Below are 19,924 nucleotides of genomic sequence, written 5' to 3'. Positions count from 1 at the left end.
GTGGGGTCCTATGAAGGACCTTTACCGAATTGTTAACGGACCCTGGCTGGAAAGCCACGTCATCCCCGACGACCGCGGTGTGGACGGCACCTTCCACGGCCTGCGCGACCGCGCCGAGGAAGATGTGCACGAACTAGTCAAGGAAGGCGACGGCCTCGCGAGCGACCTGTACGCCTCGTTCATGGACACCGACGCGATCAACGCGGCCGGAATGAGCCCGCTTGACGACGATTTCGCACTCCTCAGCGTCGCCGATATCGAGGAGTTCGCCCGTAACCTGGGCGAGCTCGATCGCCGCGGCATCTCCGGACCGCTCGCCTACTGGGTGGAGAAGGACTCGGAGGGCGATGAAGCAGTGCCCTACCTCGTCCAGTCGGGCCTGGGCCTGCCGGACGAGGCGTACTACCGCGACCCGGCGCACGCCGAGACGCTGAAAAAATACCGCTCACACGTCGAGCGCATGCTCGGCTTCCTCGACCCATCTCGCCTGTTCGGCCTCAGCGCCGCCACCGCCGCCGAGCGCATCGTGGAGACAGAAAAACAGATCGCGCACAGCCACTGGGACGTCGTGGCTAGCCGCGACGCTGTGAAGACCTACAACCCGAAGCAACTGGGCGACCTGCCCGCCATCATCCAGACGCTGCTGCGCGGCTCCGGGCTTTCCGACGGCCGCGTCGTCGACATGATGCCCTCCTACACCGAGGAGCTGGCGGCGATGCTCCGCCCCGAGACCCTGCCGGACTGGCAGCTGTGGGCGACCTGGCACATCCTCATCTCGCGCGCCGGCGTGCTTCCGGAAGAGGTCGGCGCCGCCAATTTCGAGTTCTACGGCACCGCGCTGTCCGGCGCGACACAGCAGCGCGACCGCTGGAAGCGCGGCATCGCCCTCGCCGAATCGCTAGTGGGGGAGGACATGGGCAAGGAGTTCGTCGAGAAGCATTTCCCGCCTGAATCAAAGGACCAAATGCTCAACCTCGTCGACTACCTTGTCGCCGCGTACCGCGAGCGCATCAGCGACCTTTCCTGGATGTCGCCCGCCACACGCGAGCGCGCGTTGGAGAAGCTCGAGCAGTTCCGCGCGAAGATCGGCTACCCGGATTCTTGGCGTTCGTTCGACGGCCTCGACTTCTCCCGCAGCGGCGCCGACATTGTCGCCAACGTGCGCGCGGGCGCCGAATTCGAGCACGACTACCAGGTGGCCAAGATCGGCAAGCCCGCCGACCGCGACGAATGGGTGACCACCCCGCAGACCGTCAACGCGTTCTACAACCCGGTGGTCAACGACATCACGTTCCCCGCCGCGATCCTGCGCCCGCCGTTCTTCGACATCGACGCCGACGCAGCCGAGAATTTCGGTGCGATCGGCGCCGTCATCGGCCACGAGATCGGCCACGGCTTCGACGACCAGGGCTCGCGTTACGACGGCGCCGGTAACCTCAACTCCTGGTGGACCGACGACGACCGCGCCCGCTTCGAGGAACTCACCAGCAAGCTGGTCAAGCAGTACAACGGCCTCGTCCCGCACGTCCTCGAAGGCCGCGGCACCTCCGGTGTCAATGGCGAATTCACCCTCGGCGAGAATATCGGCGACCTGGGCGGACTCGGCATCGCCGTCGTCGCGTACAAGAACTACCTCAAGGACAACAAGCTTGACGACGGCCCCTCCCTCCCCTTCGAGGCCGACGGCTCCTCGGAGGAACTGAACGGGAAGGAATTCACCGGCCTGCAGCGCCTGTTCCTGTCCTGGTCCCGTATTTGGCGCACCGCCATCCGCCCCGAGATGGCCGAACAGTACCTGGCCATCGACCCGCACTCGCCCGCCGAGTTACGCTGCAATGTCATCGCCGGCAATATCGCCGAGTTCTACGAGGCATTCCCCGACGTTGGCGAGGACTCCGAGATGTGGGTCGCCCCGGACGACCGCGTGGTGATCTGGTGACGGACTCTGGCACAACAACCCCCGATTTCGCCGCCGCGCAGCAGCGCATGCGCCACGTCCCCGAGCCTGTCCAGCCGGAGGCTCCTCTGCCCGCCGGCGAGTCCGGCGCCGCTTACCCGGTTAACGAGCAGCACCTCGAGGACTTCCAGGTCGGCGGCGTTGAGCGCTCCCTGCCGCCTGAGGAACAGTTGGCGCAGATCGTCTCCTACATGGAGAACAGCTACCCGGTGCCGGATAGTCCCGACGCAGATGCGCTCGACCGTTACCTCGCCGCGTTGCCGGACCGCCTCACGCACGCCGCGATGCTGATGCTCGGCTCGGGCCTCGACCACACGATGCCGGGCGTCGCCTACGGCATGAATGTCGACGTGCGCGAGCTGCCCGAGCTCGGCGCGTGCGTGTTCACGCCCAGCACCGGAGCCAACGAGCGCTGGGCCGTGGCCCTCAACCCCGGTTTCGGGCCCCGCGCCACCGAGCACCACTGGCGCCCGATGGTCGCGGCGCTAGCGGAGCTGTCGGGCACAGCGATCGTCGAGGCGCCGGCGGGCGCGATCGAGGCTGCGCTCGGCTTCATCGCAGAGCAGCCGGCTACGACCAGAGCGATCATTGCTGAGCAACACTCAGCAGGAGATACCGACAGAGCAACGCGTATCGATGCCGCGCCGCTCTTCTCCCCCTGCCCTGGCTACGCCACGGCCGCCATCGGCGATGGAAGTGCTGAGAGTTTCGGCGTCATCGCCACGCCGGAGGAATACCGCCGCATCGTCCGCGACCTCGCGGACCAGCTTCGTGTAGCGGGCAGCTAGAGCATCCACGTGATCTAGAGGATGTCGACGGTGCGCATCCCCCAGTGACCTTCGTCGCTCGTCCAGATGGTCAACTGGGCTGCGCCGTTGGGCATGGTGAGCAACTCAGTGGTCGCATCGCTCAGCCCGAAAGACAGGGGGTTCTTCTCGGCCTGGTCGATCCAGGCGTGGACGTCGTCGGTGTGCTCGTCAACATCGCCGTAACTCATCGCGGCGGCCACCCAGTCCGGGCCGAAGGTGACGGAGCCGAAGGCGGATTCGAGGTCGTCTGCCCACCCGAACTTCGAGCCGATCGCCCCGTCGAGCTGGTCGGTGCCGAAGTCCTGCTTGAACCCGTCCTCCGCATACGGGGCGTGGTTGGCCATGCCGCGGACCAGCGGTTCGGCGACGGGGTCGCCGAGAATCGCCGTGACGAACCGCGCCAAGTCGTAGGGCGAGGTCACGGACTTGCCCCAGTAACCGTCGCTGTGGGTGCTCTCCAGCTCGTAGTCTTCGGCGATGTCGTTGATCGCGTCGGGGTATTCCTCGTCGAGCTCGACGGCCAGCAGGTCGTCGGAGGTGCGGATCATCCGCAGCACTTTGCCCTGCTCCTCCGGGTTGCCGTTCGCCAACACGTAGTAGCCCAGGTACAGCTTTGCCAGCGACAACGCTGGGCGCGGTTCACGGGCATTCGGCGAACCCGTCCAGTGACCGTCAGAGTGGTATACCACCAGGTCAGTACGGTCCCCCGGGTCACCGGGAATGACGTCCACCGCGCTCGCCTGCGGCGCCTGCGAGGCGTGCACCGCAAACAGGCCCGCCGCGACGGCGGAGACGAGGAACTTTTTCACAAGTGCTCATTATGCACTGGAACTCGCACACTGGGAATTCCCGCGCACGTCAGGCTCGGTCCACAGGCCGAGCGCAGCTACAGGTGCAGGATCGAATCGCCCTCGTCGAGGCTCTCCTCATCGACGGGTTCGTCGACCTCGCACAGCGTCACCACGGCACCGGTCGAATCGGCGGCGGTCAACAGCAGGCCGAACGGCGAATTCTCTGGACCGCGCAGCACCTCGCCGCCGAATTCCTCGATGCGGCTGCGCGTTTCCGCGATATTGGCCACGCCCAAATACGAGCGCCAGAAGCTCGGCACATCGGCGGGAATCTGCTCGCGCGCGTCCCAGATGCCGGCGAACGCCGCGCCGTCCTGCATAGCCAGCAGGTAGCCATCGTTTTCCACGATGTCCCAATCGAACAGCTCGCCATAAAAACGCGCCAGCTTATCGACGTCCCCCGTGCACGTGTACTCATGCCACACCGGCGTCCCGGGCTCACCGGCGGCGACAAAGGAATCCTCCCCTTCCGGCTGGTACAGGCCGAACCAGCCGCCCGCGCTGTCTGCGCACAGCGCCATCGTGCCCAGGGAGACGCGCTGCGGCTGGGCCAGTACCCGGCCGCCGAGCTCGCCCACGCGCTGCGCGGCTTGCTCGATATCGGCGGACAGGAAGTACGTCACCCACGCATCCGGCATGTCCTCCTGCGGCACCATACCCGCGACGGGCATGCTCTGTAAGCGCGCGATGCGGTACTCGCCCTCCTCGACATCCCAGCCGAGGATCCGGGAGTAGAAATACGCCGACTTCCTCGTCTCCGAGGTGAGCAGGTCGATCCAGTACGGCATGCCCTCACGGGCCTCGAAAGCGGGCATGGCTTAGAGGTTCCTCCACTTCTCCGGGTCGAAATCGTCATTGGCGGTGCGCTCGTCGAAATAGTCGCCGTCGTCCCCGCCGTCGGCCACCACGGTGGCGGTGGTGCTCAAGGAGGGGATAGAGACAACGTCGCCGTCGATAAGCTCATGTCCGCGCGTGGTGACGACCTCGCCGTTGACCGCGACCTCGCCCGAAGAAATGAGCTCTTTTGCGTGACCGCCCGTCTCCGCGAGGCCGGCGAGTTTCAGGAACTGGCCCAGCTTGATGCTGCCGCCGCTAATGCTTACATCCATGCCTCTATGTAAGCAGCTCGCCGCTAGTCCAGCCGAACCGCCGTGCCCGTCGCAGCGACGAGCATCATCGAGCCATCCGCACCCATCGGCGAATAGTCCAGCTCAACGCCCACCACGCCGTCCGCACCGATCTGGCGTGCGCGCTCCCACAACTCGTTCAGCGCACTGTCGCGCGCCTGAATCAGCTCCTGCTCCCAGGAGCTCGCGCGGCCGCCCACCATATTGCGGAAGCCTGCGCCGATGTCCTTGAACATGTTCATGCCGGTGATCGTTTCGCCACCGATGATGCGCATGTACTCCGTGATTGTCCGGCCTTCAACTGTCTGCGTGGTCGTGAGGATCATGAAAGCAATGCTAGCGCGGCACGCCGTCTGCGTTTTCGCCTCAAAGCAGACTCGTGGCGCCCTCTACGAGCATCCACACCGCCAGCGCCACGAAAATCAGCCCCGTCACAACATCGACGACGTGTCCGTAGCGGTCCAAAAAGCCCGCGAACTTATCGACGAGGACCGCGAACCCCACGAACCACGCGAACCCGATCACCACCAACGTGAGCAGGATGACAAGCATCCATTCCCAGCCCATGCCGGGTTTGACGAACTGAGCGAAAACCGCCCCGAAGAACAGCACCGCCTTCGGGTTAGCCAGGTTCGTGGCCACGCCAATGCGGAAAGCTTTGCTGGTCGGCAGGGCTGCGACGGGCGGAACGTCGGCAGCTGCGACCGCGTCCGAGCCGCCGGCTGTGCCGTCGTTCGCTGCTTCCTTCCTCACGGCGAACCCGGCGCGAATGGCGCCGATGCCCATCCACAGCAGGTACGCCCCGCCGACGAGTTGGAGTACGGCAAGCACCTGCGGCACGGCCTGGATGAGGGCGCTCAAGCCAAGGAGGGACGCGGCGATCCACAACGTGTTGCCGACCATGATTCCGACGGCGCACGCCACTCCGGCCGCCCGCGACTTCACGCCGAGGCGCGCGATCTGGACGATGTCGGGGCCGGGGCTGGCGATCGCCGCGACCCAGACGCCGATCAGCACCAGTAATTGACCGGCTGCCATTAACGTTCCGCTTGGTCGCGCGGCATGATATTCATCGTGTCGATGTTGACGTGCGGCGGCAGGGAGGCCACCCACCGGATCGCCTCGGCGATGTCCTCGGCGGTCAGATTGAGCTTGCCGTCGTAGACCTCCGCGGCGCGCGCTTCGTCGCCGAAGCGGTTGAAGGCGAAGTCGGTCTTCACGCGGCCGGGGTCGATCTCGGTGATGCGGATGGGGGCGTCGACCTCTTCGCGCCGGAAAGCGCGGGTGAGCGCGCGCAGCCCGAATTTGGCCGCGTTGTAGCCGGAGCCGCCGACGTACGCGTCCCACCCGGCGACGGAACCGACGTTGATGACCAAGCCCTCTGCCCCGACGAGTGCACGGTACAGCGCCTTGGTCACGCGCACGGTGCCCAGCACATTCGTCTGGTACATCCAGTCCCAATCCTCGGGCTTGGCCTCGCGCAACGGGTCGAGCCCGCGCGCGCCGCCCGCGTTATTCACCAGCACGTCGACACGATCAAGCTGCTCGGCGAGCTTATCGACGCTCCCCTGGTCCGTCACGTCCAGCTCCACCCCCACGCCGCCGATCTCACCGGCGATCTTCTCGCACAGCTCCTTGCGGCGGGCACAAACGTAGACGGTGTAGCCGTCGTCAGCTAATGCCCTCGCCGCGGCCTCCCCGATGCCTGCGGAACCGCCGGTGACTACTGCAATCTTCTTCTCGCTCATGGGATGCAGTGTAGGCGCGCTCTACAGCGGCGACACGATTTTCGCACGTACGCTGGGGCCTATGACCACGCCCGACAACGCGATCACCGACTCCCCTTCCCTCGCCGATCTCCGGGTCTCCCGCTGGTACCGGCCCAGTTCTGAGGAGATTGACGACGCGCACCGCGCCGCGTGGGGGCGCATGCGCGAGCTGAATAGTTTGGGCAACACCGACCGACCCCGGGCCGAGGAGATCCTCGCGGAGATCTTCGCACCCGGCTCCGCCGTGCCCGGCGTGTTCGCGCCGCTCTACGTCGAATTCGGCGGGAACACCACCTTCGGCGAGCACTGCTTCCTCAACTACAACTGCGTCATCTTGGACATCGCGGAGGTGACCGTGGGCAACAACACCTTGTTCGGGCCGGGCTGCCAGCTCATCACCGTCGAGCACCCGGTGAACGACGCCGACGCCCGCGCCGCCGGCTGGGAGCGCGGCCGCCCCATCACCATCGGCGACAACTGCTGGTTCGGCGCCGGCGCCATGGTCATGCCCGGCGTGACCGTCGGGGACAACTGCGTCATCGCCGCCGGGGCCGTGGTGGCCAAAGACGTGCCCGATAACTCGTTGGTCGGCGGAGTCCCAGCGAAGTTGATCCGCACACTCGACACACCAGGCAGGCCGAACTAACCCGCCATATCCACACCGCCATCGGCATCGAGATAGATCTCATCGCCCGAGATATTGAACGTGTGGGGCCATGAAGTTGAGGGAAGAATGCGCACTATAGTGCGCAATACCGCACCGCGGGTAGATTGAAGAACACCATGTTCGACCTATCCACCATCGGCGCAGGGCTGCCAGTAGCAGACCTCATCGGGGACCTCCCACCGCGTGGCCCGCTCGTGGTGGAAGCGCCGCCGGGCACAGGCAAGACGACGCTGCTGCCGCCCGCGATCAGCAACCTCACCACCGACAGCGGCGTCACACTCGTCACCGCACCCAGGCGCGTGGCGGTACGTGCCGCCGCCCGCAGGCTCGCGTTTCTTGACGGCACGCCCTTAGGCGACCGTGTCGGCTACTCCATCCGCGGCGAGCATAAACAAGGCTCCGCGGTGCAGTTTGTCACCCCTGGTGTCCTCCTGAACCGCCTACTCAAAGACCCGGAGCTGACCGGTGTCGGCGCGGTGGTCATCGACGAGGTCCACGAACGTCAGCTCGACACCGACCTGGTGCTGGCCATGGCGATGGAGGTCGCGTTCCTGCGCGACGACCTCTACTTGGCCGTCATGTCGGCGACCCTCGACGCGAAGGCGCTGGCCGAGCACATGGGCGCACAGATCCTCTCCACCGAGGCCGTCACCCACCCGCTCGATGTCAGCTACCATCCGCACCCCGGCCGCGCGGAGGGGTCGCGGGAGTTCTACTCCCACGTCGCGAAGCTCGCGGGGAGCCCGCACGACGGCGACAGGGACGGCCGCACCCTCGTCTTCGTGCCCGGTGCGCGCGAAGTCGACGCGGTATGCGCGCAGCTGCCGAGTGCCGCGCCGCTCCACGGCCGGTTGACCAACAAGGAGCAGGACGAGGCGCTGAACGGGAACGTGCAGGTCGTCGTGGCTACCTCGATCGCGGAAAGCTCGATCACGGTGCCGGGCGTCAACCGCGTCGTCGATGCCGGGCTCTCCCGCTTGCCGCGCCGCGACGCCGCCCGCGCAATGACGGGCCTAGTCACTGTCTCGAGTGCGAAGACGAGCGCGGACCAGCGAGCGGGACGTGCGGGACGTCTCGGCCCGGGCGAGGTTCTGCGCGCCTATTCGCAGTCGGACTACCAGCACTTCAGCGCCGATATCGCCCCGGAGATCACCACCGCGGACCTGACCTCGGCCGCGCTGACGCTCGCCGCGTGGGGCTCGCCCGACCTGCCGCTTCTCACCCGTCCGCCCGCGAACGCGCTCGCCGACGCCCAGCGCACACTCCGCGAACTCGGCGCCCTCGACGACAGCGGAACTACAGCGCTCGGTGAGAAGCTCGCCGCGATGCCGCTCGACCCGCGCCTGGGCACCGCGCTGCTCGAGCACGGGTCCGGCGCCGCGCGCACGGTCGCGGCGCTCGCGGAAGGTATCAGCGGGGATCTCGCCCGCGCGCAGCCGCCGCGGAAGCAGATCGAACGCTTCGCGCGCATGGTTCCACGCACCGGCGACGTCCCAGCGGGCGACGTGGTCGCCGCCGCGTACCCGGAGTGGGTGGGCAAACACCTCGGCGACCGCGAATACCTGCTGGCCAGCGGCACGCGCGCCAAGCTGGATGCCACCATCCCGCCCGCCGACTGGATCGCCGCCGCCGAAATCCAGCTCACCGCCAAAGGCGCCGTCATTCGTGCGGCCGCCGCCACCGAGCTGCCCGAGCACCGCGTCACCGAGACAACCACAGCATCGCTTATCGACGGCCGCCTCCGCCCCCGCCGCACCACCACCCTCGGCGCCATCGAGCTGACCTCCACCCCGATCACCCTCTCCCGTGCCGAGGCGCAGGAAGCCCTCGCCGGGATCGGGATCTCCTTCGATGACTTCCAGCTGGACGAGAAAGCTCAGCGCCTCAAAGACAGGCTGGATTTCCTGCGCGAACGCCACGGCGAACCATGGCCCGACGTGACCGCCGGTGACTATTCGCCGGAGGTGGGGAAGCTGGCAGAAGGGGCGTCGATAAGCGCACTCGACATGCACGCCGCGTTCATGCGGCAACTGCCGTGGCCCGAAGCCGCCGACATGGATGCGCTCGCGCCCGAGCGGCTGAGCGTGCCCAGCGGCTCGCACCCGCGCGTGGATTATTCGACCGAGCGCCCCGTCGTGCGCGTCAAGCTGCAGGAATGCTTCGGCCTGTCCGCCTCCCCCGAGGTCAGCGGCGTGCGGGTACTGTTCCACCTGTTGTCGCCCGCCGGCCGCGAACTCGCCGTCACCGACGACCTGACCAGCTTCTGGGACGGCCCCTACATCCAAGTCCGCAAAGAGATGCGCGGCCGCTACCCCAAGCATCCCTGGCCCGAAGACCCTTGGAGCGCGCAAGCGACCGCGAGGACCAAGAACCGGATGTGACCCCATCATTCGCTAAAGCTGGGAATCTCCCAGTAAGTTAATCCTGTATGAGCACAGCCCACAGTCAGCGCGCCCATTCGGTGACCATCTGGACCCTGGTGTCCTTGATCATCGGCTCCACCGTCGGATCTGGCATCTTCGCCCTGCCGCAGAACATCGCTTCGGTGGCCAGCCCGGGCGCGATGCTGATCGGCTGGGCGATCGCGGGCGTGGGCATGCTCTCCATCGCATTCGTCTTCCAGATCCTCGCGCGGCGTAAGCCGCACCTGGATTCCGGCGTGTACTCCTACGTGCGCGCGGGGCTGGGTGACTTCATCGGGTTCACCTCCGGCTGGGGCTACTGGCTCGGCTCGGTGATGGCGCAGGTGGGGTACGCGACGCTGTTCTTCGGCACCCTCGGCCACTACCTGCCGTTCTTCGACCAGGACAACCCGTGGGTCATGGCGCTGACTGTCTCTGTGCTCACCTGGGGCATCTTCTTCGCACTGACCCGCGGCGTGAAGCAAGCGGCGCTGATGAACCTGGTCACCACCATCGCGAAGCTGGTCCCGATTCTGGCGTTCATCGTGCTCATAGCCTTCATCGGGTTCAGCTGGGACAAGTTCACGCTGGATTTCTGGGGCGAGAACTCCGGCATCTCCCTGTCGGACCAGATCCAGGGCATCATGCTTTTCACCGTCTGGGTGTTCATCGGCATTGAGGGCGCGTCGGTGTACTCCAAGCAGGCGCGGTCCCGCCAGGACGTCGGGCGTGCGACGGTGATCGGCTTTTTGTCGGTGCTGGGCCTGCTCGTCGCCGTGTCCACGCTGTCGTACGGCGTGCTCACCCGCGAGGAGCTCGCGGCGCTGCCGGACAACTCCATGGGCGCGGTCCTCGAAGCCGCGGTCGGCCCGTGGGGCGGCGCACTGATCTCCATCGGCCTGTGTCTGTCGGTTCTGGGCGCCTACATTTCCTGGCAGATGCTCTGCGCGGAACCGATCGTCATGATGGCCGCCGACGGCCTGCTGCCCAAGCGCCTCGCCGCGAAGAACGAGGCGGGCGCACCGTGGATGGCGCAGCTCGTCTCCACCAGCGTGGTGCAGTTCTTCGTCATCCTCTTCTTCGCCAATGAGACGTCGTACAACGCGATGGTCCAGCTCGCGACCATCATGTACCTGCTGCCGTACATCTTCTCGGCGCTCTACCTCGTGCTCCTCGCCGTCCGCGGCAAGGGCCTGACGCACCCGCACGCGGGCGAGCTTTTCGACGACTCCGGCCCCGCCATCTCCTCCTCCGACAACCGCCGCCACCTGGCCATCGGCATCGTCGGCTTCATCTACTCGATGTGGCTGATCTACGCCGCCGACCCCGTCTACGTGCTCTTCGGCGCTCTCGCCGTCCTTCCGGGTCTCATCCCGTATTTGTGGACGCGCATCGCCAACAAGGAGAAAGTCTTCAACACCTTTGAGTGGGTCATCGTCGGCCTCGTCATCGTCGGGGCTATCGCCGCAGTCGTCGGCCTGGCTAACGGGTCGCTGGTCCTCGAGTAAGCCGCTCTTAGCCGGCCATCGCCAGGATGAAGTCGGCGGAGACCACCACGAATTCGTTGTCGAGCTCGTGGCCCGCCTCCACCAACGTGAGGTTTTCCGGAAGATTTTCCCTCGTTGCAAGGGCGACAGCGAGCGCGGGCAGCGCCTCCGAGTCAGCGACAATATGCAGCTGCTCGATGGTGGTGCCGCCCACGAATTTCACGGCAGCATCCACGATTTCCTCGGCCTTTTGCGTATCGACGGCCGCGCCATCCTCCGCAGCTGCCACCGTCACCGCCATGGCCGTTTTAGTTGTGATCATGAACGGAGACTCTAACCCTGCCGGCTGAGGAATCTCTGTGGTTGTCTGTAGGTTCCGCCGAGAGCTGCGCTGGCTCTAGAGCTGGAACGCCAGATACGTCGACAGCACGACCACAAGCGTGAGCAGGGCGTACCGCACCAGTTTCGCACCGCCGCCCAGCACTGTGCGGGCTCCGATCTGTGCGCCGACGATATTGGCCACGGCGAGTGCGATAGCCAACGGCCAGTCGACGAACCCGCCTGCGATGAACACCGCCAGTGCACCGAGATTCGTCGCGGTGTTGATCACTTTGGCCATCGCGGCGGAGCGCAGGAAGTTCTGGGCGAACAGCGCCGTGAATCCCATGATGAGGAACATGCCGGTGCCGGGGCCGAAGGTTCCGTCGTAAAACCCGATCACGGCAACCAAACCAGCGGCGGCGAGAACCCGGCGCGGGGTGAGCACCGGTTGATCCTCCAGCGACTGCCTCGTGCCGAATTCCGGTTTCAGCGCCACGAACACGCCCACGGCGATGAGGAGGACGAGGATGAGGGGGCGGAGAAGGGAGGCGTCGATAAGCGACGCGAGAAGCGCACCCACTGCTGACAGTGCCCCGGCGATGAGCGCGTAACCCCACGTCTGGCGGGGCACGCCCACGCGGCGGACGAGCGTGACGGCCGCGGACGCCGTGCCGAAGACCGCCGCCACTTTATTCGTCGCCAAGATCGCCGCCGGCGGCATCGACGTGCCTGCCATCAGCACCGGAATGAGGACGAGCCCGCCGCCCCCGATCACCGCATCGACCCAGCCCGCGAGAGCTGCAGCGGCGACCAACAAAGCGAACATGAACCCCCACGCTACTATGACCAACCGTGGAACAACGCAACCGATGGATGATTGTCGCACCGCTCTCGGTGCTCCTCGGATTCGTGCTCGCCCGGCTCCACGTGCCCGCCGCCTGGATCCTCGGCGCGATCGTGGTGTCCGGCATCTCAGCGCTGGGAACAGGCCGCGAGCTAAAGGTCAACGCGAAGTTCTACAATTTCTGCCGCGGCATCATCGGCGTGCTCGCCGCCCTGCCGCTCGCCGGGGTCCCGCCCGCGGAACTGCTGCACTACCTGCTACCCGGGCTCGTCTCAGCGGCCGTGATCATCGGCATCGGCTTCGTCGGCGGGCTCACGCTTGCGCAATACTCCGCGCGCAAAAGCCACGGCGACGAGCTCACCGTCAGCCGCGAGACCGGCGTCCTGTCCATGCTGTCGGGCGGCGCGTCCATCATGATGACGCTTGCCGACGAACTCGGCGCCGACATGCGCTACGTCGCCCTCACCCAGTACCTGCGGTTGCTCGCTGTCTCAATGACCCTGCCCCTCGTTGCGTCGTTTCTCACCCACCCCGGCGAGAACCACTCCGCCGGGCTGGAGGTGACTTGGTGGATGTGGCTGCTCGTCATCGCCATCGCGTTGATCGGCGAGCCCATCGCCCGCAAGGTCCACCTTCCGGCACCGGCGGTGTTCGGGCCGCTGATCCTCACCGCCGTGATTGCGACGCTGCTTCCCGTGCCCATCGCCCCGCCGGAGCCGCTCGCCGTCACGGCGTTCATGTCCATCGGCTGGGTCTGCGGCGGCGGACTGAGCGTGCCGGCGCTGAAACGGTTCGCCACACTGCTGCCCGCCACCATCACGTTCATCGTGGTGGTCATGGTGTCGTGCGCCGCGATGGGCGCCGTCGTGTCGGTGTGGCTGGACATCACGTTCTTCGAGGGCTACCTGGCCACCAGCCCCGGCGCGATCGAGACCGTGCTGGCGCTGTCCTCCGAAGGTGGCGGCGGGCCGGCCGTCGTGGCGCTTCAGCTGATCCGCCTGATCTGCATCCTGCTGTTCGCGGGGTCGCTACCGAAGATTCTGCGGGCGATCGACAGGCGCGGGAAGCGCTAGGGCTTAGCGTCTATTCCCTAACGGCAGAGCACCTCGCGCGCGAGCATGTCCATCGGCATGGAGCCCAGGCGCAGCGCCTTGTCGTGGAATTCGCGCAGAGTCATGCCCTGCTCGCGCGCCTTTTCGCGCAGGTCCATCCAGTCGCGGTAACCGAGGGCGTACGAAGTCGCCTGACCCGGCCAGCCCATGTAGCGGTCGAGCTCGAAGCTCAGGTTCTGCTCGTTCATAGCCGTGTTGTCGCGCAGGAAGGCCTTGGCGTAGGAGGCGTCCCAGTGGCCGGTGCCGTCGGGAGTCTTCTTGCCCAGGTGGACGCCGATGTCGACGGCAACGCGCGCGAGACGCATCCGCAGCGAGTCGAGCAGGCCCATGCGGTAGCCGGGGTCGTCGAAATAGCCCAAGTCTTCCATGAGGGTCTCGGCGTAGACGGCCCAGCCTTCGCCGTGGGCGGCATTCCAGTTCAGGGTGCGGCGCCACAGGTTCAGTGTGGAGCGCTGCGCCATCGCGATGCTCTGCTGCACGTGGTGACCGGGCACGCCCTCATGGCAGATGCGGGCAAGCTCGTGCCACGCGTGAAAGCCGTCCTGGCCTTGCGGGACCGACCACCACAGGATGCCGGGGCGCGCGAGGTCCTCGGACGGGGCAGTGTACATCATTCCGCCGGTGCCAGCGGCGTCGACGCGGCAGTCCAGGTGCTTGACCTCTTCCGGCAGCGTGAACATTTCGCCGTCGAGGCGTTCGATCATCTGGTCGGAGACTTTCTGCATCCACTCCACCAGGACGTCGTTGTCGGTGAGGGTGTAGTGGGGGTCTTCATCGAGCCGTCGATAAGCGCCGCGCGCTGTGCATTCCTCGCTGAACAGCTCGTGCGCGACCTTCTGCTGCCTCTCGACGATCTGTGCCAGCGCATCCAGCGACCACGCATACGCCTCATCGAGGTCGATCTCGCGGCCCAGGAAGAACTGGGAGAAGAGCTCGTAGCGGTCGCGCCCCACCGAATCCTCGTGGGAGGCCAGCGGCGCGAGCTCAGTCGAAAGCCAATCCGCCATCTCGGCGAACGCATTCTTCGCCTGCGACACCGGCTCCGAATCAATCGCCAGCCCCATCGACTCAAGCAACGAGCCGTCTTCCGCGAGCGCCTCGCACTGGCTGATCACAGCATCGATCTGGCGTTGCGAGGCCACATCGCCCTGCCCCGCCGCCTCCGCCAACGACTCACGGTAGCCCGCCAGCGACCGCCGCACATGCAGCATGCGCTCCGCTAGATTGTCCAGGTCCTCCGCCGTCTCCTTCGGCATGACCCGCAAAGCGTTGCGGATGATCTGCACCGGCGACGTGACGTTGTTGAGCATGCGCAGATTCTCGCCGCGGTGGTGCAGCTCCAGCTCCACCAGCATGCGGTCACGCAGGATCGCGCCGGTGACGTAATCGACCTCGTCGAAATCGTCGTCGTCGTCGGAGGCGTCGGTGCCGTCGTGAAGCGCGTCGACGTCCGCGATGAGGTCGCGGATGCGGTCCGCGATGTCGTTCCAGTGCTGCGGGCTGAAGTCCTGCAGCTGGTCGTCGTGGCCGGCAATGCCGAGCTCCGTCGCGAGCGTCGGCGAGAGCTCGGCGAGATCGTACACGAAATCCTCGCACGTCGCGTCTAGGAGCGATGGGGCGCGTTCACTCATGAGTGCAGAGTCTAACCGTGTCGGGGCGGTTTCTGCATTCGGGAAGCAGCCGGGACCCGGCCCAGAGACGCGAAATAGTCCGCTTGGTTCAGTGAATCAGGCCCCGAATGGACAACATGGTCTAGTCGCGTTCTAAGATAGGATGCATGAAATCCTCGTGGTCTGCGTTCTCACGCCCCCAGAACCCTGCCGCGAAGTGCTTGCACTTGGTGAGGTTGAACTCCGTGACCTCGCGCAGCGAGCTCGTCGCGGCAACCGGTCTCTCGCAGCCCACCGTGACGCGCGCTATCGCCGCGCTCATGTCCGCCGGCTTCGTCAACGAACGCATGGACCTGTCGAAATCGCAGGGCCGCGGCCGCCCCATCATCCCGCTCGAGCTCGCCGAACTCGAGCCCGTCTTCGCCGGCATCTCCGTGGGCACCACCGCGACGTACATCGCGCTCTTCGACATTAAAGGCCGCACGATCCGCGACGCCGACGTCGACCTGCCCGTCGCGAATCTCAGCCAGGACGACTTCATCCAGCACATCATGGCGGGACTCAACCGCCTCATGGCCGACCTCGACCGCCCGCTCGCGACCGTCGGCGTGACCACGTCCGGCGCGGTCAGCCCGGACGGCGTCGTCAGCGCGCCGAACCTCGGGTGGCACGACGTCAATATCGGCGCTCAGCTCAGCGAGCAATTCGCGGTGCCCGTCACCGTCTCGTCCGCGGTCGCCGCGATCATCGGCTCCGAAATCCAGTCCGGCGAGATTATCGGCGACGCACCCATCATGGCGATCTTCGCCGACGACTCCATCGGCGCCGCCGTCACGGAAGACAAACGCGTCGTGCCCATCGCCGTCGACCGCGAGGACCTCACAACGCACGGTCTGCTCGCAAGCATCGGCAAACACGGGCAATCGCTTAACGACGCCGTCTCCCTCTCCCACACCCAACCCCCCATCCGTACTGCCCTGGACCGCCGCGCCGCGAACCTCGGCACTGTCGCCGCGCGGTTGATGGCCGCAAACGGCGCCTCCACGCTCGTCGTCGCCGGCTCCGCCTTCATCGACGACTCCAAGGCCCCCGCCATTTTCGCCCGCACCGTCCGCCAGACGCTCCCCAATGGTGCCGACGCCCGCCTCCGCATGATCCCCACCCACCGCGAGATGGTGCGCGACATCGCCCGCGCGGTCGCTCTCGACCTCGTGCTGCGTGAGCCTCTGGCCGTCCAGCTACCCTAGCTCTTGCCCGGGCGCACCGCCCGGCATCTCCGCGCGCTACCCCACACCGAGTTCAGCGCGCTGCAGCTCTAGCCACCTGCGGTCTCGCGCGAGCGCGATACGGCGTCGTTCCACCAGGGCGTAGATGAGGAAGACCGCGAGGAACACCAGCGCACCCGGCACGTACATCCAGGAGAAGCCCCGGTCGGGGTTCCATTCCATCAACAGGTTAGCGGCGACGCTGATGCCCACGAACGGCGCCGACACCAAGACGAGCGCGCCGACGGACAGCAGCCCAGCGAACTGCCATCGCGCGGCGTTTCCACAGGCAAAATGGGCTGCAGCCTGGTTCGCGGCGACGAAGACGGTCACGGCGACGGGGATGATCCACACCCAGTGGTGGTACCAGGTGAATGGGGAAACGAGGCACGCTCCGAAGCCGGTGATGCCGACGGCGGCCGGAATGCAGTCGAGCTTGACGGCCAGCCAGGCGGCGTACGCGACGACGGCGACGGCGGCGATCACGGCGAGCATCCACATGTCGGCGGATTCAACACCGAGGTTGCGCACCAGCACGGATTTCAAGGACTGGGCGCCGGGGTTGGTGTGGTCGCCGACGCGGCCGGAGTTGAAAATGGCGTCGGACCAGAAAGCCTTCGCATCGGGGACCGCCAGGAATCCGAGACCGACGGTGACCAGGAACGTCAGGAAGCTGCCGGCAGCGGCCCACCAGCGGCGCTGGATGAGGAACAGGATGCCGAAGAACGCGGGCGTCAGTTTCAACCCGGCGGCCAATCCGACGCCGATGCCGGGCAGCCGGTATTTCAGCGGCAGGAAGTCGAGGCACACGAGCAGCATGAGCACCACGTTGATCTGCCCCCAGAACATCGTGGCGTGAAGGGGCTCGGTGCCGAGCAGGAAGAACGCGGCGAGCAGCGGGATGATCAGCAGGAAGGACATCGGGTTCACGTCGACTTTCATCCGCCGCAGGCACAGCCAGACGACGACCATGACACACGCAATGGTGGTGGTGTGCCAGATGGCGGTGACGGAGGCGTCGTCAAGCATGCTCACCCACGCGAAGATCATGCCCGCGAACGGCGGGTACGTGAACGGCAGGTCGTTGTAGATGGCGCCTTCGTAGAGGTTCACCCCGTCGGTGACGCGCTCGCCGCCGCGCATGTAGATCCACAGGTCGAGCGGCACATCAGTCTTGAACACGCTGTTCAGGGACTCGTAGTTGGCCGCGTAGCGCAGCGCGATGAGCACCACAAGCACACTTAGGCTTGCGATTACGGTCGTACGTCCTGCCAGCTGTTTCACGCATTGAACGCTACCCCGCTCAAGGCCCGTTGTGTGCGGTCGGCGCGCTAGATGTCGAGGGCATCCAAAATCGCGTCGAGGGCGTCGCCGACGTCGGTGCGCCACACGGCCGCGGCTTTCGTGTCGGCGCGCCCGGGCCCGCCGTTGATCACGGCGACGGGTTTGCCTGCGCCGCGCGCGTCGAGGACCAGGCGGTATCCGCTCATCACAGCCAGCGAAGTGCCCACCGCGATCAGGGACGTCGAGGCATCCAGCCACTCAGCGGCCGCTTTTCGACGCTCCCCCGGCACGTTCTCCCCGAAATAGACCACGTCCGGCTTCATGCGCCAGCCCCCGCACTGCGTGCAGTCGACCATGGTGAAGGACTGGACAGCCTGCTCCGGCAGTTCGACGTCGCCGTCGGGGTTGATCATAGACTCGTCCACCAGGACTGATTGCAGGTAGCCGGGGTTGGCCTGCTCGAGGCGGGCGTCGAAAAGCGAGCGTGCTTCCTTGAAACCGCAATCGAGGCACACGACGTGCTCCATGTCCCCATGGAGGGCGATGACGTTGCGGGAGCCGGCTTCCGCGTGGAGCCCGTCAACGTTTTGGGTGATGATTCCGCTGATCAGCCCGGCTCGCTCCAGCTCCACGAGCGCGAAATGCGTGCGGTTCGGCGACGTGGCGCGCATCTGCCGGATGCCCACGTACGCGCGCGCCCAGTAGCGGCGGACCGCAGCACGCGAGTGCGCGAACTCCTGGTACGTCATCGGGCGGCCCTTGGACAAGCGGCCGCCCGGCGAGCGGTAGTCCGGGATGCCTGAAGCTGTTGACACCCCTGCACCCGTGACGATGAGCGCCGGACCGTTCCGCAACAGGTCTGCGACGTAGTCGAGCGCCTGGTCTGGCGGCGTCGGCGTCGCGGTCTCGTGCACCACGCGCTCGATGGAGCGGATCGCGCTGCGGTGGGCGAGCTCGACCGCCGGGTCGGTGAATTCTGGCTCGGGGAAGCTGGATGTCACCGGAACGGAACCTCGCCCAGCGCGTGACGCAGCTTGCGGGTGCGCAGTCGCTCCGGGTTCTTGGCCAGGCGCTCCACGGCACGCACCGCACACATGACGTGGGCTTCCTTCGAGTTGGAGTAGAAGGCCTGCGCGGCGGCCGGCAGCTTCGGCACGGCGTGCAGCGGCAGGTCGGACACGGCAAGCAGAGTGCCGTAAGGCACTCGGTAGCGGTAGCCGTTCGCGGCGATGGTGCAGGACTCCATGTCCACCGCCGCCGCCGTCGAATTCCGCAGCCATTCCCACAGATCGCGCGGGGCCTGCCACTCCCAGTTACGGTCGTCGGTGGACAGCACCGTACCGGTGCGCATGAGCGACTGCTCTTCCTCGCCGTAGATCTTCTTCACGGATTTCTCCAGCGTCCGCTGGATTTCCGGCACGGCGGGAATGGGCGTTTCGGGGTCGATGTGGCTGTGCAGGACGTGGTCGCGGCGCTCGTACGCGTTGCCCAGGATGAGGTCGCCGATGCGCATGCGGGCGTCCAGGCCGGCGCAGTGGCCGATCATGATCCAGCATTCGGGGCGCAGGACAGCCAGACAGTCCGTGATCGTCTTCGCGTTCGACGGGCCGACGCCGATGTTGATCATGGTCACGCCGTTGTTGCCGTCGGCTACGAGATCGAAGCGCGGCATCTGGTACTTCGAGGCGAGGTTCATCGCCAGCGCGTCGATGTCGTCCACGTCGCCGCGCTCGATGCGGGTCCCGTTGGGGAGGATTAGCGCGTTGTAGCGCGTGGCGTCGTCGGCAAGCTGGCTCAGCCCGAATTTCACGAATTCGCGCGTGTGCATCTCGTAGTTCGTGAACAGGATGAATTTCTGGACCGAGTCGACCTCGATGCCGGTGTAGTGCTCGATGCGCGCGCAGGCGATGTCGAAACGTTGCGGCCCGAAGTGGAACAGCGGCTTCTCGGGACCGTGAAAGGCGTCCCAGTCGCCGTCGATAATCGCGTCGTGCACGTCGTCGAGCGTGGGGCGCGGAGTTTTCGCGTCCGGCCTGCGCTGTGCGCCGCGGATGTACTCTGGCGCGATCCCGATGTCGGAGTAGCCGACGGAGATTTCCGCGTCGTAGTTGTCCGTCAGGCAGCGCAACTGGTGGCGCAGGTAGTCCGACATGAGGTCCGGGCGCGACACCGCCGCCGAATACACCCCGGCCTCGTCGACGTAGCCGAAGGGCTGGGAGCGGTCGATCGGCTTCCATTCCTTGATGTCCACCGCGATTTTGGGGTACAACACCTGCGCGTAGTCCCCGCCGTCGCGCGCGACATCGCAGGCAGCAGTGTATAGCTCGATCAGCTTATCGACGGCCCCGTCAACGCTTCCCACAAGCTCTAACGCTCCCATGCGCCCAACCCTACTGAAACACAGAAACCGACGAGCTAA

Annotated in this window: 19 protein-coding genes; 7 read left to right on the top strand and 12 right to left on the bottom strand. The window is 66.2% G+C overall.

Annotated elements, in window-relative coordinates; translation table 11 throughout:
• Nucleotides 1-10 precede the first annotated feature (10 nt).
• Both CAPP_RS00370 and CAPP_RS00365 read left to right on the top strand, forming a co-directional pair.
• Nucleotides 11-1,939 (top strand): M13 family metallopeptidase, encoded by a 1,929-nt coding sequence (locus CAPP_RS00370; RefSeq protein ID WP_076598196.1) that lies wholly within the window; start codon nt 11-13, stop codon nt 1,937-1,939.
• Nucleotides 1,936-2,745: an alpha/beta hydrolase gene (locus tag CAPP_RS00365; RefSeq protein ID WP_234958674.1), complete on the top strand. Its 810-nt coding sequence runs from the start codon at nt 1,936-1,938 to the stop codon at nt 2,743-2,745. Before CAPP_RS00370 ends, CAPP_RS00365 begins: the two co-directional genes overlap by 4 nt.
• A 14-nt stretch (nt 2,746-2,759) precedes the next feature.
• On the opposite strand, the gene CAPP_RS00360 is transcribed toward CAPP_RS00365, so the two are convergent.
• The 6 genes from CAPP_RS00360 to CAPP_RS00335 all read right to left on the bottom strand — a co-directional run bounded on the left by CAPP_RS00360 (nt 2,760) and on the right by CAPP_RS00335 (nt 6,492).
• Nucleotides 2,760-3,575, bottom strand: a complete 816-nt coding sequence (locus tag CAPP_RS00360; protein WP_076598197.1) for a hypothetical protein — start codon at nt 3,573-3,575, stop codon at nt 2,760-2,762.
• A gap of 77 nt (nt 3,576-3,652) precedes the next feature.
• Entirely contained in the window at nt 3,653-4,432 is a 780-nt protein-coding gene (locus CAPP_RS00355; RefSeq protein WP_076598198.1) for a VOC family protein, read from the bottom strand.
• A 3-nt stretch (nt 4,433-4,435) separates the two neighbouring features.
• Complete coding sequence (locus CAPP_RS00350; RefSeq protein ID WP_076598199.1) at nt 4,436-4,726, bottom strand: RNA-binding S4 domain-containing protein; 291 nt, start codon at nt 4,724-4,726, stop codon at nt 4,436-4,438.
• Between the two features lie 23 nt (nt 4,727-4,749).
• Nucleotides 4,750-5,070 (bottom strand): heavy metal-binding domain-containing protein, encoded by a 321-nt coding sequence (locus CAPP_RS00345; protein WP_076598200.1) that lies wholly within the window; start codon nt 5,068-5,070, stop codon nt 4,750-4,752.
• 40 nt (nt 5,071-5,110) lie between these two features.
• On the bottom strand, nt 5,111-5,782 hold the full coding sequence (locus tag CAPP_RS00340) for a LysE family translocator (protein ID WP_076598201.1): 672 nt from the start codon (nt 5,780-5,782) through the stop codon (nt 5,111-5,113).
• Nucleotides 5,782-6,492, bottom strand: coding sequence for an SDR family oxidoreductase (locus CAPP_RS00335; RefSeq protein WP_076598202.1), 711 nt, complete (start codon nt 6,490-6,492; stop codon nt 5,782-5,784). Before CAPP_RS00335 ends, CAPP_RS00340 begins: the two co-directional genes overlap by 1 nt.
• 61 nt (nt 6,493-6,553) lie before the next feature.
• Between CAPP_RS00335 and CAPP_RS00330 the strand changes: the two genes are divergently transcribed.
• The 3 genes from CAPP_RS00330 (at nt 6,554) to CAPP_RS00320 (ending at nt 11,090) form a co-directional block, all read left to right on the top strand.
• Nucleotides 6,554-7,159, top strand: coding sequence for a sugar O-acetyltransferase (locus CAPP_RS00330; protein ID WP_076598203.1), 606 nt, complete (start codon nt 6,554-6,556; stop codon nt 7,157-7,159).
• A 137-nt stretch (nt 7,160-7,296) separates the two neighbouring features.
• Nucleotides 7,297-9,561 (top strand): ATP-dependent RNA helicase, encoded by a 2,265-nt coding sequence (locus CAPP_RS00325; protein ID WP_076598204.1) that lies wholly within the window; start codon nt 7,297-7,299, stop codon nt 9,559-9,561.
• 47 nt (nt 9,562-9,608) lie between these two features.
• Nucleotides 9,609-11,090: an amino acid permease gene (locus tag CAPP_RS00320; protein ID WP_076598205.1), complete on the top strand. Its 1,482-nt coding sequence runs from the start codon at nt 9,609-9,611 to the stop codon at nt 11,088-11,090.
• A 7-nt stretch (nt 11,091-11,097) separates the two neighbouring features.
• Here the strand turns inward: CAPP_RS00320 and CAPP_RS00315 are convergent, their stop codons facing one another.
• Together CAPP_RS00315 and CAPP_RS00310 are read right to left on the bottom strand one after the other, a co-directional pair.
• Nucleotides 11,098-11,391: a hypothetical protein gene (locus CAPP_RS00315; RefSeq protein ID WP_076598206.1), complete on the bottom strand. Its 294-nt coding sequence runs from the start codon at nt 11,389-11,391 to the stop codon at nt 11,098-11,100.
• Between the two features lie 75 nt (nt 11,392-11,466).
• The gene (locus CAPP_RS00310) at nt 11,467-12,216 is read right to left on the bottom strand and encodes a TSUP family transporter (RefSeq protein ID WP_076598207.1); all 750 of its coding nucleotides are present in this window, start codon (nt 12,214-12,216) and stop codon (nt 11,467-11,469) included.
• Between the two features lie 26 nt (nt 12,217-12,242).
• Here CAPP_RS00310 and CAPP_RS00305 point away from each other — a divergent pair, with 26 nt between their 5' ends.
• Complete coding sequence (locus CAPP_RS00305; RefSeq protein ID WP_234958676.1) at nt 12,243-13,307, top strand: AbrB family transcriptional regulator; 1,065 nt, start codon at nt 12,243-12,245, stop codon at nt 13,305-13,307.
• 17 nt (nt 13,308-13,324) lie between these two features.
• Here the strand turns inward: CAPP_RS00305 and CAPP_RS00300 are convergent, their stop codons facing one another.
• A complete protein-coding gene (locus tag CAPP_RS00300; protein WP_076598209.1) occupies nt 13,325-14,977 on the bottom strand; it encodes a DUF885 domain-containing protein in 1,653 nt (550 codons plus the stop codon).
• Nucleotides 14,978-15,123: 146 nt separating this feature from the next.
• Here CAPP_RS00300 and CAPP_RS00295 point away from each other — a divergent pair, with 146 nt between their 5' ends.
• Complete coding sequence (locus tag CAPP_RS00295) at nt 15,124-16,203, top strand: ROK family transcriptional regulator (RefSeq protein ID WP_076598210.1); 1,080 nt, start codon at nt 15,124-15,126, stop codon at nt 16,201-16,203.
• A 36-nt stretch (nt 16,204-16,239) separates the two neighbouring features.
• Here CAPP_RS00295 and CAPP_RS00290 read toward each other — a convergent pair whose 3' ends face one another.
• Genes CAPP_RS00290 through amn form a run of 3 tightly spaced genes read right to left on the bottom strand, consistent with a single transcriptional unit; the run spans nt 16,240 to nt 19,885 of the window.
• Nucleotides 16,240-17,505: a glycosyltransferase 87 family protein gene (locus CAPP_RS00290; RefSeq protein WP_076598211.1), complete on the bottom strand. Its 1,266-nt coding sequence runs from the start codon at nt 17,503-17,505 to the stop codon at nt 16,240-16,242.
• Between the two features lie 47 nt (nt 17,506-17,552).
• Nucleotides 17,553-18,506, bottom strand: a complete 954-nt coding sequence (locus tag CAPP_RS00285; RefSeq protein ID WP_076598212.1) for a Sir2 family NAD-dependent protein deacetylase — start codon at nt 18,504-18,506, stop codon at nt 17,553-17,555.
• Nucleotides 18,503-19,885 (bottom strand): AMP nucleosidase, encoded by a 1,383-nt coding sequence (gene amn / locus CAPP_RS00280; RefSeq protein WP_076598213.1) that lies wholly within the window; start codon nt 19,883-19,885, stop codon nt 18,503-18,505. The genes CAPP_RS00285 and amn overlap by 4 nt, the downstream gene beginning before the upstream one ends.
• Between the last annotated feature and the right edge of the window lie 39 nt (nt 19,886-19,924).

The sequence above is a fragment of the Corynebacterium appendicis CIP 107643 genome (assembly GCF_030408415.1).
In the GTDB taxonomy this organism is placed as follows: Bacteria; Actinomycetota; Actinomycetes; order Mycobacteriales; family Mycobacteriaceae; genus Corynebacterium; species Corynebacterium appendicis.
Note: the sequence above shows the minus strand (reverse complement) of the source record. Positions and strands in the feature narration are given on the sequence as shown.

What these genes read in the sequence shown, in the direction of transcription:
- CAPP_RS00345 (WP_076598200.1), bottom strand. Translation starts at nt 5,070, where the DNA reads ATGATCCTCACGACCACGCAGACAGTTGAAGGCCGGACAATCACGGAG.
- CAPP_RS00340 (WP_076598201.1), bottom strand. Translation starts at nt 5,782, where the DNA reads ATGGCAGCCGGTCAATTACTGGTGCTGATCGGCGTCTGGGTCGCGGCG.
- CAPP_RS00335 (WP_076598202.1), bottom strand. Translation starts at nt 6,492, where the DNA reads ATGAGCGAGAAGAAGATTGCAGTAGTCACCGGCGGTTCCGCAGGCATC.
- CAPP_RS00325 (WP_076598204.1), top strand. Translation starts at nt 7,297, where the DNA reads ATGTTCGACCTATCCACCATCGGCGCAGGGCTGCCAGTAGCAGACCTC.
- CAPP_RS00295 (WP_076598210.1), top strand. Translation starts at nt 15,124, where the DNA reads ATGAAATCCTCGTGGTCTGCGTTCTCACGCCCCCAGAACCCTGCCGCG.
- amn (WP_076598213.1), bottom strand. Translation starts at nt 19,885, where the DNA reads ATGGGAGCGTTAGAGCTTGTGGGAAGCGTTGACGGGGCCGTCGATAAG.
- CAPP_RS00300 (WP_076598209.1), bottom strand. Translation starts at nt 14,977, where the DNA reads ATGAGTGAACGCGCCCCATCGCTCCTAGACGCGACGTGCGAGGATTTC.
- CAPP_RS00315 (WP_076598206.1), bottom strand. Translation starts at nt 11,391, where the DNA reads ATGATCACAACTAAAACGGCCATGGCGGTGACGGTGGCAGCTGCGGAG.
- CAPP_RS00370 (WP_076598196.1), top strand. Translation starts at nt 11, where the DNA reads ATGAAGGACCTTTACCGAATTGTTAACGGACCCTGGCTGGAAAGCCAC.
- CAPP_RS00330 (WP_076598203.1), top strand. Translation starts at nt 6,554, where the DNA reads ATGACCACGCCCGACAACGCGATCACCGACTCCCCTTCCCTCGCCGAT.
- CAPP_RS00310 (WP_076598207.1), bottom strand. Translation starts at nt 12,216, where the DNA reads ATGTTCGCTTTGTTGGTCGCCGCTGCAGCTCTCGCGGGCTGGGTCGAT.
- CAPP_RS00355 (WP_076598198.1), bottom strand. Translation starts at nt 4,432, where the DNA reads ATGCCCGCTTTCGAGGCCCGTGAGGGCATGCCGTACTGGATCGACCTG.
- CAPP_RS00320 (WP_076598205.1), top strand. Translation starts at nt 9,609, where the DNA reads ATGAGCACAGCCCACAGTCAGCGCGCCCATTCGGTGACCATCTGGACC.
- CAPP_RS00350 (WP_076598199.1), bottom strand. Translation starts at nt 4,726, where the DNA reads ATGGATGTAAGCATTAGCGGCGGCAGCATCAAGCTGGGCCAGTTCCTG.